This is a genomic window from Microbacterium sp. ZKA21 (genome assembly GCF_050434165.1).
Taxonomy (GTDB): Bacteria; Actinomycetota; Actinomycetes; order Actinomycetales; family Microbacteriaceae; genus Microbacterium.
This window is the reverse complement of the sequence record NZ_JBNPVV010000001.1, coordinates 785450-801268: the sequence shown is the minus strand read 5'-3', so window position 1 is coordinate 801268 and position 15819 is coordinate 785450. Positions and strand designations below refer to the sequence as shown.

Annotated in this window: 14 protein-coding genes and 1 tRNA gene; 8 read left to right on the top strand and 7 right to left on the bottom strand. The window is 67.0% G+C overall.

Annotated features, from left to right (window positions below; genetic code table 11):
• From M2317_RS04045 to M2317_RS04025, 5 genes are all read left to right on the top strand, one after another.
• Positions 1–1071, top strand: a complete 1071-nt coding sequence (locus tag M2317_RS04045) for an aspartate-semialdehyde dehydrogenase (protein ID WP_429457519.1) — start codon at positions 1–3, stop codon at positions 1069–1071.
• A gap of 170 nt (positions 1072–1241) precedes the next feature.
• Positions 1242–2714 (top strand): malate:quinone oxidoreductase, encoded by a 1473-nt coding sequence (locus M2317_RS04040; protein ID WP_429457517.1) that lies wholly within the window; start codon positions 1242–1244, stop codon positions 2712–2714.
• A 9-nt stretch (positions 2715–2723) separates the two neighbouring features.
• Complete coding sequence (locus M2317_RS04035; protein WP_429457515.1) at positions 2724–3380, top strand: thymidine kinase; 657 nt, start codon at positions 2724–2726, stop codon at positions 3378–3380.
• 504 nt (positions 3381–3884) lie between these two features.
• The gene (locus M2317_RS04030; protein WP_429457514.1) at positions 3885–4622 is read left to right on the top strand and encodes a FadR/GntR family transcriptional regulator; all 738 of its coding nucleotides are present in this window, start codon (positions 3885–3887) and stop codon (positions 4620–4622) included.
• Complete coding sequence (locus M2317_RS04025) at positions 4622–5884, top strand: alpha-hydroxy acid oxidase (RefSeq protein ID WP_429457512.1); 1263 nt, start codon at positions 4622–4624, stop codon at positions 5882–5884. Before M2317_RS04030 ends, M2317_RS04025 begins: the two co-directional genes overlap by 1 nt.
• Positions 5885–5968: 84 nt before the next feature.
• Here the strand turns inward: M2317_RS04025 and M2317_RS04020 are convergent, their stop codons facing one another.
• The 4 genes from M2317_RS04020 to M2317_RS04005 all read right to left on the bottom strand — a co-directional run bounded on the left by M2317_RS04020 (position 5969) and on the right by M2317_RS04005 (position 8034).
• A complete protein-coding gene (locus M2317_RS04020) occupies positions 5969–6820 on the bottom strand; it encodes a DUF1295 domain-containing protein (RefSeq protein WP_429457510.1) in 852 nt (283 codons plus the stop codon).
• Positions 6821–6857: 37 nt separating this feature from the next.
• Complete coding sequence (locus M2317_RS04015) at positions 6858–7616, bottom strand: HAD-IIB family hydrolase (RefSeq protein WP_429457508.1); 759 nt, start codon at positions 7614–7616, stop codon at positions 6858–6860.
• 55 nt (positions 7617–7671) lie between these two features.
• Positions 7672–7745: transfer RNA gene (locus M2317_RS04010), tRNA-Pro, on the bottom strand.
• A 106-nt stretch (positions 7746–7851) separates the two neighbouring features.
• Complete coding sequence (locus tag M2317_RS04005; RefSeq protein ID WP_429457506.1) at positions 7852–8034, bottom strand: hypothetical protein; 183 nt, start codon at positions 8032–8034, stop codon at positions 7852–7854.
• Positions 8035–8227: 193 nt separating this feature from the next.
• Between M2317_RS04005 and M2317_RS04000 the strand changes: the two genes are divergently transcribed.
• Positions 8228–9238: an alpha/beta fold hydrolase gene (locus tag M2317_RS04000; RefSeq protein ID WP_429457505.1), complete on the top strand. Its 1011-nt coding sequence runs from the start codon at positions 8228–8230 to the stop codon at positions 9236–9238.
• An 83-nt stretch (positions 9239–9321) separates the two neighbouring features.
• Here the strand turns inward: M2317_RS04000 and M2317_RS03995 are convergent, their stop codons facing one another.
• Both M2317_RS03995 and M2317_RS03990 read right to left on the bottom strand, forming a co-directional pair.
• Positions 9322–10266: a metallophosphoesterase gene (locus M2317_RS03995; RefSeq protein ID WP_429457503.1), complete on the bottom strand. Its 945-nt coding sequence runs from the start codon at positions 10264–10266 to the stop codon at positions 9322–9324.
• The gene (locus tag M2317_RS03990; RefSeq protein WP_429457501.1) at positions 10266–12809 is read right to left on the bottom strand and encodes a transglycosylase domain-containing protein; all 2544 of its coding nucleotides are present in this window, start codon (positions 12807–12809) and stop codon (positions 10266–10268) included. The genes M2317_RS03995 and M2317_RS03990 overlap by 1 nt, the downstream gene beginning before the upstream one ends.
• A gap of 195 nt (positions 12810–13004) precedes the next feature.
• Between M2317_RS03990 and M2317_RS03985 the strand changes: the two genes are divergently transcribed.
• Positions 13005–13229: a hypothetical protein gene (locus M2317_RS03985; RefSeq protein ID WP_429457499.1), complete on the top strand. Its 225-nt coding sequence runs from the start codon at positions 13005–13007 to the stop codon at positions 13227–13229.
• Positions 13226–13684, top strand: coding sequence for a RidA family protein (locus M2317_RS03980; protein ID WP_429457497.1), 459 nt, complete (start codon positions 13226–13228; stop codon positions 13682–13684). The genes M2317_RS03985 and M2317_RS03980 overlap by 4 nt, the downstream gene beginning before the upstream one ends.
• Before the next feature lie 100 nt (positions 13685–13784).
• Here the strand turns inward: M2317_RS03980 and acs are convergent, their stop codons facing one another.
• On the bottom strand, positions 13785–15752 hold the full coding sequence (gene acs / locus M2317_RS03975) for an acetate--CoA ligase (protein ID WP_429457495.1): 1968 nt from the start codon (positions 15750–15752) through the stop codon (positions 13785–13787).
• Between the last annotated feature and the right edge of the window lie 67 nt (positions 15753–15819).

Here is a 15819-nt window from a genome sequence, read left to right as displayed (position 1 = left end):
ATGACCCGCATCTCCGACTCAGGATTCTCCGTCGCCATCGTCGGCGCCACCGGCCAGGTGGGCACCGTGATGCGTGAGATTCTCAGCGAGCGGTCGTTCCCGATCCGCGAACTGCGCCTGTTCTCGTCCGCCCGCTCGGCGGGCAGCGCAATCGAGTTCGGCGGCGTCACCGTCATCGCCGAGGACGTCGAGACCGCCGACCCGTCGGGCATCGAGATCGCGCTGTTCTCCGCCGGTGCCACGGCCAGCCGCGCCTACGCGCCGCGCTTCGCCGAGGCCGGTGCCGTCGTGATCGACAACTCCAGCGCCTGGCGCAATGACCCCGAGGTCCCGCTCGTGGTCAGCGAGGTCAACCCGCACGCCATCGACGAGCGCCCCAAGGGCATCATCGCCAACCCGAACTGCACCACGATGGCCGCGATGCCGGCCCTCAAGGCTCTGCACGCCGAGGCGGGCCTCGAGCGGCTCATCGTCTCGACGTACCAGGCGGTCTCCGGCTCCGGTCTCGCCGGTGCGCAGGAGCTGCTCGGGCAGGTCGAGGGCGTCCTCGCCCAGGGCGACACGCTGCGGCTCGTGCACGACGGATCGTCCATCGACTTCCCGCAGCCGGAGAAGTACGTCGCCCCGATCGCGTTCGACGTGATCCCGTTCGCGGGAAACCTCGTCGACGACGGGCAGAACGAGACCGACGAGGAGAAGAAGCTCCGCAACGAGAGCCGCAAGATCCTCGAGCTGCCGGACCTCCGCGTCGCCGGCACGTGCGTGCGCGTCCCGGTCTTCACCGGTCACTCGCTGTCGATCCACGCCGAGTTCGCGGGAGAGATCACTCCCGACCGTGCGCGCGAGGTCCTCTCGGCGGCGCCCGGTGTCGTGCTGGAGGAGGTCCCGACGCCGCTGTACGCCGCCGGCAAGGACCCGAGCTTCGTCGGCCGCATCCGCGCCGACCAGTCCGCACCGGAGGGCAAGGGCCTCGTGCTGTTCATCAGCAACGACAACCTGCGCAAGGGCGCGGCGCTCAACGCCGTCCAGATCGCCGAGATCGTCGCCGCACGTCTCGCCGTCCCGGCCTGACCCGGCCGCCTCATCCGTCACCGCGGTACGAATGTCGGGACGATTCCCGGGTGTCGGACGATGCAGCCCTGGATGGCCCTGCATCCGGGGGATTTCCTGACATCCGTACCCGAGATCGGTCCGTGCGGCCGCCGGTCGGAGCGGATGCCGCGGCGAACTAGACTGTTCAGGTGACTGAATCCGTCGACGTCGTCCTCATCGGTGGCGGCATCATGAGCGCCACCCTCGGTACGCTGCTTCACGAACTGCAGCCGGACTGGAAGATCGTCGCCTTCGAGCGACTGAGCGAGGTGGCCCAGGAGAGCTCCAACCCGTGGAACAACGCGGGTACTGGCCATGCTGCCCTGTGCGAGCTCAACTACATGCCCAAGAACCCGAACGGCCCGCTCGACCCCGCCAAGGCGGTGTCGATCAACGAGCAGTTCCAGCAGAGCCGCCAGTTCTGGTCCTCGCTGGTCGACAAGGGCGTGCTCGACGAACCGTCGACGTTCATCAATGCCACCCCGCACATGACGTTCGTGCGCGGCGAGAAGGATGTCGCCTACCTCAAGGAGCGCTACGAGGTGCTCAAGCAGCAGCCGCTGTTCGAGGGCATCGAGTACTCCGACGACTCCCGCGTCATCAACAAATGGGCGCCCCTGCTCATGCAGAAGCGCCGCAAGGGCGAGCCGTTCGCCGCGACGCGCGTGCCGGCCGGCACCGATGTGGACTTCGGTGCGCTGACCCACCAGCTCTTCGACCACCTCACCTCCAGCGGGGTCGACCTGCGCACCAACCAGGAGGTCCGCAGCCTCAAGCGCCAGAAGGACGGCACCTGGCTGGTCAAGTACCGCACGACGCTCGGCCGCACGCCGAGCGAGGTCAAGGCGCGGTTCGTCTTCGTCGGCGCCGGTGGCTGGGCGCTGAAGCTCCTGCAGCGCTCCGGCATCCCCGAGATCAAGGGCTACGGCGTCTTCCCGATCGGCGGGCAGTTCCTGAAGACGACGAACCCGAAGGTCGTCTCGCAGCACAAGGCGAAGGTGTACTCGCAGGCGTCCGTCGGCGCTCCGCCGATGTCGGTGCCGCACCTGGACACCCGCGTCGTCGACGGCGAGGAATCGCTGCTGTTCGGTCCGTTCGCGACCTTCAGCCCGAAGTTCCTCAAGAACGGTTCGATGTTCGACATCGTCGGCCAGGTCCGCACGCACAACCTCTGGCCGATGCTGCGCGTGGCGTTCGCGAATCCTGACCTCATCACGTACCTGGTCAGCGAGCTGGTCAAGAACCACCGCAAGAAGGTCGACAGCCTGCGCGTGTTCATGCCGACGGCGAAGGACGAGGACTGGACGCTCATCCAGGCCGGTCAGCGCGCCCAGGTCATGAAGAAGGATCCGCAGAAGGGCGGCATCCTGCAGTTCGGCACCGAGGTCGTCTCCTCGGCCGACGGCTCGATCGCCGGGCTTCTCGGTGCGTCGCCCGGGGCATCCACTGCGGTCCCGATCATGCTCGAGCTGCTGCAGAAGTGCTTCCCGGAGGACTACCCGTCGTGGGAGCCGGCGCTGCGCGAACTCATCCCGACGTACGGCGAGAAGCTGAACCCGGATGCCGCGGCCGCGGAGCAGTCGATGACGTCCACGGCTGCCACCCTCGGCATCAACCGCTAGCAGGCGACCGTGGCGAAGCTCTACTTCCGCTACGGCGCGATGAATTCGGGCAAGTCCACGTCGCTGCTGCAGGCCGCGTACAACTACGAGGAGCGCGGTCAGCACGTGCTGCTCGCCAAGCCTGCGATCGACACCAAGGGCGCGGCGCAGATCGAGAGCCGCCTCGGCGTCACCCGTGAGGTCGATTTCCTGATCGGCCCGCAGGATGACGCCCGTGAGCTGTTCCTGCGCGAGCGCGAGCGGATGCGGCGGCACGACGACGAGGGACTCATTCCGGCCGAGCGGCCGGCGGATGTCGCCTGCCTGCTGATCGACGAGGCGCAGTTCCTCACGCCGGCCCAGATCGACGATCTGTTCCGGATCGCGGTCGTGGACGGCATCCCGGTGATGGCCTACGGCATCCGCAACGACTTCCTCACGCACGCCTTCCCAGGGTCGGCCCGACTGCTGGCCATCGCGCATTCGCTGGAGGAGCTGAAGACGATCTGCCGCTGCGGGCGCAAGGCCGTGTTCAACGGGCGCGTCATCGGTGGGCGCTTCGTGTTCGACGGCGACCAGGTCGCGATCGACGAGGGCGCCGGCGGGGGAGCACCCGTCGACGTCGTCACGTACGAGTCGCTGTGCGGCAACTGCTATCTCGAGGAGTCCGGCGGTCGTCTGGGCTGAGCGCGCGTCGCCGCCTCCTCGGTTCCGGTCGCAGTTCGTGTCGCTTCCGCCTGCGTGCCGGGTGTTCCGGTCGCAGTTCGTGTCGCTTCCGCGCGCGACAACCGGCATCAACTGCGACGGGAACCGCTGAAGTGGGGCGCTATCCGGCACGAACTGCGACCGGAGTCTCGCGCTGTCGGCAGACGCCTCGCCGGGACGCGTCTCGCCCTGTTCCGGTCGCATTTCGTGTCGGTGCAGGCCGCGCGCGGGCCGTTCCGGTCGCTGTTCGTGTTGCGTCTGCGTGCATGCCGGGCGTTCCGGTCGCACTTCGTGTCGTTTCCGCCTGCGTGCCGGGTGTTCCGGTCGCACTTCGTGTCGCTTCTGCGCGCGACAACCGGCATGAACTGCGACGGGAACCGCTGAAGTGGGGCGCTATCCGGCACGAACTGCGACCGGAACACCACCGTATGGCTTGCGTGGTCTGACCACACAGGCTAACCTGTGGTCAGACCACAGGAGGATCGGATGCCGGAGTCCACGCCGCGCGCCTGGCGCACCGTGCTCGAGCGCATCGAGGCGGATCTGCTCGAGGGCAGGCTCGGACCAGGCGACCGCCTCCCGTCCGAACGGGACCTGTCCGCCGATCTCGGCGTCGGCCGCTCCAGCGTCCGCGAGGCGCTGCGTGTCCTCGAGGTGATGGGACTCATCCGCACCGCGAGCGGCTCCGGGCCCCAGGCCGGCGCGATCGTGATCGCGACGCCCACCGGGGGCATGTCCGCACTGCTGCGCCTGCAGGTGGCCGCGCAGGGCTTCCCGCTGGCGGATGTCGTGAAGACCCGTCTCGTCCTCGAGGATGCCGTGGCCACCGCCCTCGCCGCCGACCCCGACCGCGACACCGGCGAGGCGCATCGCATGCTCGTCGCGATGGACTCCGACGCACTGACGCCGGCGGAGTTCCTCGCCCTCGACGCCCAGTTGCACCTCGCGCTGGCCGAGGCATCCGGCAACGCTGTGATCGCCGCGATGATGGCGGGCCTGCGGACGTCCATCGAGTCCTACGTGCAGGCGGGCGTCGCAGGCATAGACGACTGGGCAGCGATGGCCGCGCACCTGCGCGCAGAGCACCATGCCATCGTCGAGGCGATCGACGCCGGCGACGGCGAACACGCGCGCACGCTCCTGAAGACCCACATCACCGGCTACTACACCGCCGCAGGCCTCACCCGCGGCCACCCGACCCCGAGCACCCCGAAAGGACCATGATGGTCAAGCGCCAACTGCCCAACCCGGCCGAGATCCTCGAGCTGATGTCGTTCAAGAAGCCCGAGTTCGACGGTCGCAAGCGCCGCCTCGATGCGGCCCTGACGATCTCCGACCTGCGCACGATCGCCAAGCGCCGCACGCCCAAGGCGGCGTTCGACTACACCGACGGCGCCGCCGAGGGGGAGCTGTCGCTGTCGCGCGCACGGCAGGCGTTCGAGGACGTCGAGTTCCACCCCGGCATCCTCAAGCCCGCCCCGGATGTCGACACGTCCGTCGAGATCCTCGGCGGCCCGTCCGCCCTGCCGTTCGCCATCGCACCGACCGGCTTCACCCGTCTGATGCAGACCGAGGGCGAGGAAGCCGGAGCAGGAGCTGCGGGAGCCGCGGGCATCCCGTTCACACTGTCCACACTCGGCACCACCTCGATCGAAGGCGTGAAGGCGGCGAACCCGCACGGACGCAACTGGTTCCAGCTGTATGTGATGCGAGACCGCGAGATCTCCTACGAGCTCACCCGCCGTGCTGCCGCCGCGGGATTCGACACGCTGCAGTTCACCGTCGACACCCCGGTCGCCGGCGCCCGCCTGCGCGACAAGCGCAACGGGTTCTCGATCCCGCCGCAGCTGACGCTCGGGACGATCATCAACGCAATCCCTCGGCCCTGGTGGTGGTACGACTTCCTCACCACCCCCAAGCTCGAGTTCGCATCCCTCAGCACCACGGGCGGCACGGTCGGGGAGCTGCTGGATGCCGCGATGGACCCGACGATCAGCTACGACGACCTCGCCGTGATCCGCGACCTGTGGCCAGGCAAGATCGTCATCAAGGGCGTGCAGAACGTAGAGGACTCCGTCCGATTGAAGGATGCCGGAGTCGACGGCATCGTGCTCTCCAACCACGGTGGACGTCAGCTCGACCGCGCCCCGATCCCGTTCCACCTGCTGCCGAAGGTGCGGCAGGCCGTGGGCGACGACTTCACGGTCATGATCGACACGGGCATCATGAACGGTGCCGACATCGTCGCCGCGATCGCGTTGGGCGCCGATTTCACGATGATCGGCCGCGCGTATCTGTACGGGCTCATGGCCGGTGGGCGGCAGGGGGTCGATCGGACGATCGCGATCCTGCGCACCGAGATCGAGCGGACGATGCGTCTGCTCGGCGTCTCTTCGCTGGCGGAGCTGGAGCCGGGTCATGTGACGCAGCTGCAGCGTCTGGTTCCGGTCGCCGGTGTCGGCGCGGAGGCATCCGTCGTTCGTTGAGCGCGCCCCCTCGTCGATCGAGCGCGCCCCCTCCTCGCTCGACGAACGAGGGAAGTACGGCTCCGCCTTCCTGCTCGTCCTCGCTCAGTGAACGGGTGAGGACGAGCGGGGTGCGCTTCTGCGCGGCGGCCACGGCACGATCATCGACGTCCGACGCTGGTATTCGGCGTACGCGGGGTGACGGGAGGCGGAGATCGATTCGGTGAAGATCGTCGATCCGATGAACAGCGCGGTCAGCAGCACAGGGCCGATGATCGACGCGTTGACCGCACCTCCCATGAACCCCGCACCGGATGCCACGGCTGCGGTGGCGCCGATCGCGTAGAACACCCACCACTGGGCCTGCTCGAAGAAGAAGTTCGGGTGACGGCTGTACCGGAACAATCCCTCGGTGAGGAACCCGTCGCCGAGCGTGCCGCCGGCGGCCTTCTTGCGCTGATGGAAATTCCACTGCTGCTGGTCGGCGATCGTCTCGCCGATCAGCAGTGCGACGAACAGGACGGCGAACACGGCATCCCACGCGGTGAACGGCGCCGGACTGCGCAGCGCGACATCCGCGGGGAGCGTGATGAGCACCAGCAGCGTCATCTGGAACGCGACGATGAACAGCAGGTTGAACACCTGGAACAGCCAGGCGGGGAGACGTCCGCGCAAAATCGCCCAGCGGTAGTCCTCGTTGCCGGTGTAGCCGCCCTTGCGGGCGAAGTTGAACGTGAGGCGCACGCCCCACGCCGTCACGAGGACGGCCATGATCACGAGGCGCGTGGCGTCGAGTCCGGACGCCAGTGCGTCGGCGGCGAAGATCCAGACGTAGACCACCGGAACGATCGACCAGGCGCGATCCACCCATGACGTGTCGCGGGTGATGAGCGAGAGCAGCCAGCAGGCCGCGCTGGCGACGGCGGCCACGATGATGACCAGTGCGAGAGCGTCCATGCCGCCATCGTAGGGGGCTCAGCGCCCGACGGGCCCGTCAGAGGGTGGTGAGCAGCTCGTCCAGCTTGTCGGCGGTGTCTTCCCAGCCGTCGACCGCGATCGAGCGGACGCCGAGCGCGAGCACCGGGTAGTCGTTGCCGCCGACATCCAGGCGATCGCCATAGAAGAGCATGTCGGACAGCGGGATGCCGGTGTGCTCGGTCAGGGCCGACATGCCGTAGGCCTTGTCGATCCCGGCGCGGGTGATGTCGATCGAGGTCGAGCCACCGGCTCGGACTTCGAGGCCAGGGAGTCGTGCAGCCACGGCATCCCGCAGCGCCAGGCGCTTCTCGCCGGTCGGGTCCCAGGCGTGCTTGGCATCGCGCGGGGCCCGCTGGCCGAGCGCGGAGAAAGTGATCTGAGATCCGCGGTCTTCAAGGATCTCGCCCCACGGCTCGGCCTCCCACAGTCCGAGGCGCTCGGCCTCCTCGCGCAGGGCGGTGAGTGCTGCATCCTTCTCGTCCTGCGAGAGGTCGTGCGCGTAGACCGCGGTGAAGTCGTGGCCGTCGTGACGCAGGTAGCGGGTGCCGCACGTGGGCAGCAGGTGCAGGCGGCCGAGTTCTGCGGCATCCGCATCCCCGAGGTGGGCGATGACCTGAGCGCGGAACTGGTCCTCGTTGCCGCCGGAGATGATGGCGACGTCGACCGTGCGCATCAGGGCACGCAGCAGGCCGGCGATCCGAGGATCGATGGCGCCCTTCGACGGGGCCAGCGTGTCATCGAGGTCGAACGCGACGAGGCGAGTGGGGGTCATCATGCTCCTGGGAGTTGATACGCGAGAGGGCCCACCTTGCGGCGGGCCCTCTCTGTTGTCGGGGTGACAGGATTTGAACCTGCGGCCTCTTCGTCCCGAACGAAGCGCGCTACCAAGCTGCGCCACACCCCGTTTGACAACCGTTCGAGTCTACAACGAATCTCGCGTGAGACCGAATCGAGGCGGGAGGCGGGGGCGCGGCGAAGACTGTTCGTCACTGTCTTTCGGAGAGGGCGGTTCAGGCGTAGCCGAACTGCTTGCGGGTCATGGCTTCGAACGTGCGGTCGGGCAGAAGCGTTGCCAGAGCGACGGCGATGTTCGCGCCAGGGCCGATCCGGTAGCGGGTCTTCGGCCGCGTCGTGAGAGCCGCCTTGACGATCCATCTCTGCGACGGCGTCGACGGACGACATCTGTCGCGCAAGCGCCGGGCTTGAGAAGTAGGAGCGCACCGCATGCGCCATCGTCGGGCGAAGCCATCGCGGATCGGTACCCGGCGCTGAAGGACGCACCAGGACAGGATGCGACGGATTCGCCTGCCGAGCTCGATTTCGCCGTCGAGATCGTTCTGCACGGGGTCGTGTAAGCCTGCTGGATGCCCTCCTATACTGACTCGAATGAACGACGAATCCGGCCGAGCGGTCATCGCAGATCTGTGCCGCATTCCCAACCCGGAATCAATCGATCGCACGGCATTCGTCGAACTCGGCGGAGTCGAGCAGTTCGTCTCGATTCGAGGCCGAAGCACAGTGAACCCGGTGCTCATCGTCTGCCACGGCGGACCGGCGCTCCCGTCCCTGCCGTCATCGTGGATCTGGCAACGGGCAGTCGAGGACTACTTCACCGTCGTCAACTATGACCAGCGCGCCAGCGGGAAGTCCGCGGCCGCGATTACCGACGAGACAGATCTGAGCGTCGACAGGTACGTCGACGATCTCATCGAGCTGATCGCCTGGCTTCAGGACGAACTCGGTGTGAGCAAGGTGGGCGTTCTGGGGCATAGCTGGGGCACGATCATCGGCGTCACCCTGGCCGAGCGGCGGCCGGACCTGCTCTGGGCGTATATCGGCGTCGGTCAGGTGATCTCCGGTGCCGAGAACGAGATCGAGAGCTACGGTTTCGCCATGCGAAGCGCGACGTCGGACGAGAACAGGGAGGCGATCGCGGAGCTTCAAGCGCTCGGGGAGTACCCCGGTTCGGAGCCTTTGACCACGGAACGAATCGTGACATGCAGGAAATGGGCCCAGTACTACGGCGGGCTGTCCGCATTTCGATCCGACTTCGACTACTTCATGGATTCGCAGGAACTGTCGCCGTACTACACCTCCGACGATCTGAGGCTGATCGGCGTGGGCCAGGTGGCGACGATGCCGCGTGTCCTTCCCGCGTTGCTCACCTTCGACGGGCGCGAGCGGATCGGGTTCGATGTGCCCATGCTGCAGTTCCTGGGGCGCCATGATTGGACGACGCCGACCGCTCCGGTCGAGCGCTGGATCGCACGCGTGACAGCGCCGTCGAAAGCCGTCGTCTGGTTCGAGAACTCGGCGCATCTCTGCATGCACGAAGAGCCGGGGAAGTTCCTCGTGAGCCTCGTGAACCTGGCGCGGCCGCACGCTGTCGCCGCGTGAGCCGCCGACACGACCGGAGGCTGCGCCATCGGGATCGAAGCCTCGCGCCGTAGATGGGGAGCGGGCCCGGCTGTCGATTGCGCCTATTCGACCGGTTCGCGGGCCGTGAGGGTCAGGAGCGTCGCCTCGGGACGGCAGGCGAAGCGCACCGGGGCATAGATCGAGTGGCCGCAGCCCGCGCTGACGTTCAGCGGGACAGAGCGGTCGCCGTGCATCCAGGTGCTCAGGCCCTTCGCCTGCTTGAGCGGGATGTCGCAGTTCGCGACGATCGCCCCGAACCCGGGCAGACAGACCTGTCCGCCGTGGGTGTGGCCGCCGAGGATCGCATCAGCGCCGAGATCGACGTACGCGTCCAGTACACGCCGGTACGGGGCGTGGGTGACGCCGAGCAGGGGAGTGGTGTCGTCGCGCGCGCCGAGCGCGTCTAGGGCATCGGGGAGGACGTCCAGCTCGTCCCAGTCGCGGTGTGCGTCGCTCACGCCGACGAAGTCGACGTCCGCCCCGGCGACCCGCAGGCGCGCGGCGGTGTTGTTCAGATTCATCCAGCCGAGCTCGTCGGTGAAGTAGTCGTTCATCGACTCGGTGTCGAGGTGCTCCGGCTCCTGCTGCGTCTCGGACGGCCCGGTGAAGTACTTCAGCGGGTTGCGGGGTGACGGCACGTGCACGTCGTTGGATCCGTGCACGAAGACGCCGGGGATGCCCGCCAAGGGGTCGAAGGCGCGTCGGATGCCGTCGAGCCCCTGCCTGTGGCCGAGATTGTCACCGGTGTTGACGATCAGGTCGGGCTCGAGGTCGGCGAGCGATGCGAGCCAGTCCTGCTTGCGGTGCTGCCAGGGCGCCATGTGCGCGTCCGACAGGTGCAGCACCCGGAGGGGCGCCGAGCCGGTCGGGAGAGCCTGTGCGCTCACAGTGCGGACAGCGAACAGGTAGCGTTCGATGCCGATGCCCCAGACCGCGGCCGCGACGCCAGCGGCCCCCACCGCGCCGAGCGCGGTGAGGGCCGGGTGAGCCGAAGAAGGCTTCGCCATCAGTCGTCGTTGCCGTTCCCGTTGCCGTTGCCGTTCCCGTCGTCGGCGCTGCAGACGACCGAGATCGTGGCGCTGCGGTTCACCGCGGTGCCTGCCGTCGGGTTGGTCGACTCGACCTCGGCATTCGGGAGACCGCAGGATGCGTCCCAGCTGAGGTTGCTGAGTCCGGCGCTGGCGAGCTCGCTCTGCGCCTTGCTCGCCTTGTCGCCGATGACGTCGGGGACGGTTGCCCCCTGGCCGTTGCTCGGCGAGATCGTGACGGTCGCGCCGCCGGCGATCTTGCCCGCGCCGGGGGACTGCGCGGCGATCTGATCCGCGGGCAGGTTGCTGTCCGTCGGCGCGCCGAGCGTCACGGTGAAGCCGGCGTCCTCAAGGGTCTTGGTGGCATCGTCGATCGTCTTGCCGACCACATTCGGCAGATCGCGCAGGATCGTGCGCGTCAGGTTCTTGTCCGGCCCGGGGAACTCATCCCCCAGGTACCAAGCATTCGCCGTGGTCTGCATATCCTTCGCGATCGGGAAGCGCAGGCTGTTCAGCCTCGTGCCGTTGGACGAGAAATCACGGAGCACACCATCACCGATGACGTTGCCGACCCAGACCGCAGTCGTCACCTTGGTGCTGGACTCGACCATCATGGTCTGCGTGGTTTCGTGCGTACCGGTCTTGCCGATCACGGGGATACCATCGTTGGGTCGCGCCGCGCCACCAGTTCCGCCGTTCATCACTCCGGCGAGTGCATATGCCGCGGTCGCCGCGACTTCGGGGGAAATCGCCTGTTCGCAGGACGACTCGGGCAGCTTCATCTCGGTGCCGTCCTGCTTGACGATCTTGTCGATCGCGCGGGGCGTGCAGTAAATCCCCTTGTTCGCAACAGTGGCGTACGCGCCAGCCATGGCGAGCGGCGTAACGTTCTTCGAGCCGATCACATCACCGACGTTGTTGCTCTTGGTGACCGCCTCGAGTGCGCCCGTGTCCGGATCGACGTTTCCGAGCGTCACACCCAGGCGCTCCGCCATCTTGTTGATGTCGCAGATGTCGAGTTGCTGCGCCATGGCGAGATATCCGGTGTTCAACGACGATGCAGTGAAGCGCATTGGCGTGCCGGTGTAACCGCCGACTTTGCCAGAGTTCTCGAACTTGTGATTGTTGCTGTGTGTCTCTCCGCAGATTGTGAACGGAGTGATGAGCCGGAACGTGCCGTTGAGGACCTCGTTGACCGAGTGACCCTGTTCCAGCCAATCCAGCAACGTGAACAGCTTGTATGTCGACCCGACTTCCTTGCCTGTCGAGCTGCCGTGCATTTGATCGGCTGCATAAACCTGGGCTGATTGCCCGGGCGCAGGATTCGCCGTCTCATTGAAGTCGGTGTTCTGCGTCATGGAGAGGATACGGCTGGTGCCGACCTCGAGCTGAACACCTGCCGCACCCAGGGTCAGGTTCGGGTGCGAAGCTACGACGTGCGCCGTCATGGTGTCCACCGCTGCTTGCTGGATGTCCAGGTTCAGCGTCGTGTAGATATCCAGCCCGCCGCGCTGCAGGGTGTTCAAACGCTCGGCTTCGGTTTCACCGAAGGCCGGGTCGGACTTGATGATCGATTTCACGTATTGGCAGAAGTACGCGTTCTTGACCGCTGCGGCGCAACCCTGCTGGGCGGGGTTGATGGCGGGGATGATCGGCTCGGCTAGCGTCGTGTCGTACTGCTCCTGCGTGATCTTTCCGTCCGCGAGGAGGCGGCCGAGCACGTAATTGCGGCGGTCCAGCGTCTGCGAGTAACCGTCTGCGGCGCTGTTGATGAGCGTGCCCGTCTTGGTGTCCGTCATCGAACCGTTCGGCATATCGATGCGGTAGGAGTTCGGGTTCTGCACCATGCCAGCCAGCGTGGCGGCCTGATTGATGTTCAGGTTCGCCGCCGGAACGCTGTAGTAGTACTGCGACGCGGCCTCGATGCCGTACGTGGTTCCGCCGAAGTTCGACAGGTTCAGGTAGCCGACCAGGATGTCGTTCTTCGAGTACTCCTTCTCGATCTGCAGGGCGTAGCGCATCTCCTGCAGCTTGCGCTTCATTCCCTCGGTGCCCGAGGCGTTGGTGGCGTCGGTCCAGCAGGCGAGCAAGGCGTCTTGATACTTCTGGGGATCGTAGTTCCCCGCATCGTCCTTGAACTCCGCGTCGTTGGGCGAGGTCTCCTTCTCGCAGCGCTGCACGAGCACGTTCTTCACATACTGCTGGCTGATGGTCGATGCGCCACGGCTGGACGTGCCCTTGGCGTAGTCGACGAGCGCCTTGGCGGTGGCGCCGAGGTTGATGCCGCTGTGCTCGTAGAACGTCTTGTCCTCACTGGAGAGGATCGCGTCGTAGAGGATCGGGGCGACCTGGTCGTACGTCACCGGGATGCGGTTCTGGTCGTAGAACGATGCGAGCTTCTCGGTCCGGCCGTCGGAGTGCGACGCCCAGAGCGTCGTCGGCTCCATGGGGGCATCCGGCTTGAGGTCGTTCGGGATGTCCTCGAAGAGGTCGACGGCGGCCGAGCCGGTGAGGCCGGTCATCGCGATCGCGGGGGTCACGGTGGCCGTGACGAGAACTCCGGCGACGACACTGAGCCCGACGAGTCCGAGCAGGCCGCCGAGCACACCCTTCAGCGTGCGATTGTTCTGAGGCATACGCTAGATCGTAGGGGAGTTCCCTGAAAAACCACCTCGACGCGGGCCTCGGCCGTGGCGTCACAGACCCGCAGGAGTGCCATGACCACGTGGGAATATCTCACCACGCCGCTGCTGATCCACAACACCGCAGCCATCCTCAACAATTGGGGAAAGCAGGGCTGGGAGCTGGTTCAAGTCGTCCAGGGACCCGAGGGCGGCCTCGTCGCCTACTTCAAGCGGCCGACCGCCGGAGACGGCGGGAACAGTGCCGGACTCGCGGCTGCCGAGCAGGCCGCTCGCCAGTTCGAGGGCGGCGACGCATGACCCTCGCCGCGCGCCTGGAAGAGCTGGCCATCGAGCTGCCGGCAGTCGCAGCGCCCGTCGCTGCCTACGTGCCGGCCGTTGTGCACGGCGACCTCGTCTACACCTCCGGCCAATTGCCCTTCACCGACGGCGCCCTTCCCGCCACGGGCAAGGTGGGCGCCGGCATCGACGCCGACGACGCCAAGGGCTACGCCCGCACCTGTGCGCTGAACGCCCTGGCTGCTGCTGCGGATGCCGCCGGTGGCCTCGAGAGGATCGCCGGTGTGCTGCGGCTCGGTGGATTCGTGGCATCCGATCCGTCGTTCACCGGCCAGCCCGGCGTCATCAACGGTGCCAGCGAGGTTCTCGGTGAGATCTTCGGGGATGCCGGAAAGCACGCCCGTGCGGCCGTCGGCGTGCCGGTGCTGCCGCTGGACAGCCCGGTCGAGGTCGAGGTCACGTTCATCCTCGCGTGATGCCCCTCTGAGACCCCGTCTGAATTGCGAAGCCCCGTCGTATCCACGCGGATACGACGGGGCTTCGCAATGAGGGAGAGGTCCCGAGCGGACCGACCGGCTACTTGACCTGCGCCGAGATGATGCTCATGACCGCGGTGTCGGCGAGCGTCGTGGTGTCGCCGACCTCGCGACCCTCGGCCACATCGCGCAGCAGGCGGCGCATGATCTTGCCCGAGCGCGTCTTGGGCAGCTCGCCGACGATGTAGACATCACGCGGACGCGCGATCGCGCCGATCTGCTCGCCGACCCACAGCCGCAGCTGCTGGGCGAGCCCCTCGGGCGTGTGCTCGGCGAGGAAGCTCTCCTTCAGGATCACGAACGCCACGACGGCCTGACCGGTGGTCTCATCTGCGGCTCCGACGACGGCGGCCTCGGCCGTCGCCTCATGCGCGACAAGCGCCGATTCGATCTCGGCGGTCGAGAGCCGATGGCCGGAGACATTCATCACGTCATCCACTCGGCCGAGCAGCCAGAGCTCGCCGTCCTCGTCGAGCCGTGCGCCGTCGCCGGCGAAGTAGTAGCCCTGATCGGCGAACTTCTCCCAGTAGGTCTCGACGTAGCGCTCCGGGTCGCCCCAGATGCCGCGGAGCATGCTCGGCCACGGCTCGGTGATCACCAGGAGGCCGCCGTTGCCGTTGCCGACCTCTGTACCGGACTCGTCGACCACGTCGATAGTGATGCCCGGCAGTGGCACCTGCGCCGATCCCGGCTTGGTCGCGATGATGCCCGGCAGCGGCGACACCATGATCGCGCCGGTCTCGGTCTGCCACCAGGTGTCCACGATCGGCGTCTTGCCGGCGCCGATGACCTCGCGGTACCAGATCCACGCCTCAGGGTTGATCGGCTCTCCGACCGAACCCAGCAGACGCAGGCTCGACAGATCGAACTTCTTCGGGATGCTGCGCCCGGTCTTCATGAACGAGCGGATCGCGGTCGGAGCGGTATAGAAGATCGTGACGCCGTACTTCTCGATGATCTCCCACCAGCGGCCGGGATGCGGCGCGTCGGGGGTGCCCTCGTAGAGCACCTGCGTGGCGCCGTTGGCGAGTGGGCCGTAGGTCACGTAGGTGTGCCCGGTGATCCAGCCGATATCGGCCGTGCACCAGTACACATCGGCCTCCGGATGCAGGTCGAACACGTTCTTGTGCGTGTACGCGGCCTGGGTGAGGTAACCGCCGGAGGTGTGCAGGATGCCCTTGGGCTTTCCGGTCGTGCCGGAGGTGTAGAGGATGAACAGCGGGTTCTCGGCGGGGAAGGATTCGGCCGTGTGCTCCGCGGATGCCGCGGGCACCGCGTCGTGCCACCAGATGTCGCGACCCTCGACCCAGTCGACGTCGTTCTCGCCTCGACGCACGACGAGGACGTGCTCGACGGTCTGCTGTTCGCCGTCGCCGCGGTCGGAGAGCGCCTGGTCGACGGCCGGCTTGAGGGCCGAGACGCGTCCCTTGCGGTAGCCGCCGTCCGCCGTGATGACGAGCTTGGCGCCGGCGTCGTCGATGCGCGAACGCAGGCTGTCGGCGCTGAAACCGCCGAAGACGACGGAGTGGATCGCGCCGAGACGGGCGACGGCGAGCATCGACACGACCGCCTCGGGAATCATCGGCAGATAGATCGCGACGCGATCGCCGTGTCCGACTCCGAGATCGGACAGCACGTTCGCGGTGCGCTTGACCTCTTCGGTCAGCTCGGCGTATGTGATCCGGCGGGAGTCGCCGGGCTCACCCTCCCACAGCAGTGCGACGCGGTCTCCGTTGCCGGCCTCCACATGGCGATCGAGGCAGTTGTAGGCGACGTTGAGCTCGCCGTCGTCGAACCACTTCGCGAACGGGGGAGTGGACCAATCGAGGACGTTCGTGAACGGTGTGCTCCAGTGCAGGAGCTCGCGAGCCTGCTCGCCCCAGAATCCCTCGCGATCTGTCTCAGCGCGTTCGTAGAGCTCGGGCCGGGCCACGGCATCCGCGACGAACTCGGCCGATGGCGGGAACTGGCGGGTCTCGTCGAGGAGGTGATCGATCTGGCTGCTCATGCACGCGCTCCTTTGCGGCGGGACGAAGTCGTGCAGGGCACACGACCGGACACGGTGAATCTAGTGT

Bases quoted from the DNA above. Each gene is read 5' to 3' on its own strand.
- M2317_RS03990 (WP_429457501.1), bottom strand. From the start codon at position 12,809: ATGACCGGCCTCACCGGCTCGGCCGCCGTCGACCTCTTCGAGGACATC.
- M2317_RS04000 (WP_429457505.1), top strand. From the start codon at position 8,228: ATGAACGACGAATCCGGCCGAGCGGTCATCGCAGATCTGTGCCGCATT.
- M2317_RS04025 (WP_429457512.1), top strand. From the start codon at position 4,622: ATGGTCAAGCGCCAACTGCCCAACCCGGCCGAGATCCTCGAGCTGATG.
- M2317_RS04020 (WP_429457510.1), bottom strand. From the start codon at position 6,820: ATGGACGCTCTCGCACTGGTCATCATCGTGGCCGCCGTCGCCAGCGCG.
- M2317_RS03995 (WP_429457503.1), bottom strand. From the start codon at position 10,266: ATGGCGAAGCCTTCTTCGGCTCACCCGGCCCTCACCGCGCTCGGCGCG.
- M2317_RS03985 (WP_429457499.1), top strand. From the start codon at position 13,005: ATGACCACGTGGGAATATCTCACCACGCCGCTGCTGATCCACAACACC.
- M2317_RS04045 (WP_429457519.1), top strand. From the start codon at position 1: ATGACCCGCATCTCCGACTCAGGATTCTCCGTCGCCATCGTCGGCGCC.
- M2317_RS03980 (WP_429457497.1), top strand. From the start codon at position 13,226: ATGACCCTCGCCGCGCGCCTGGAAGAGCTGGCCATCGAGCTGCCGGCA.
- M2317_RS04030 (WP_429457514.1), top strand. From the start codon at position 3,885: ATGCCGGAGTCCACGCCGCGCGCCTGGCGCACCGTGCTCGAGCGCATC.
- acs (WP_429457495.1), bottom strand. From the start codon at position 15,752: ATGAGCAGCCAGATCGATCACCTCCTCGACGAGACCCGCCAGTTCCCG.
- M2317_RS04015 (WP_429457508.1), bottom strand. From the start codon at position 7,616: ATGATGACCCCCACTCGCCTCGTCGCGTTCGACCTCGATGACACGCTG.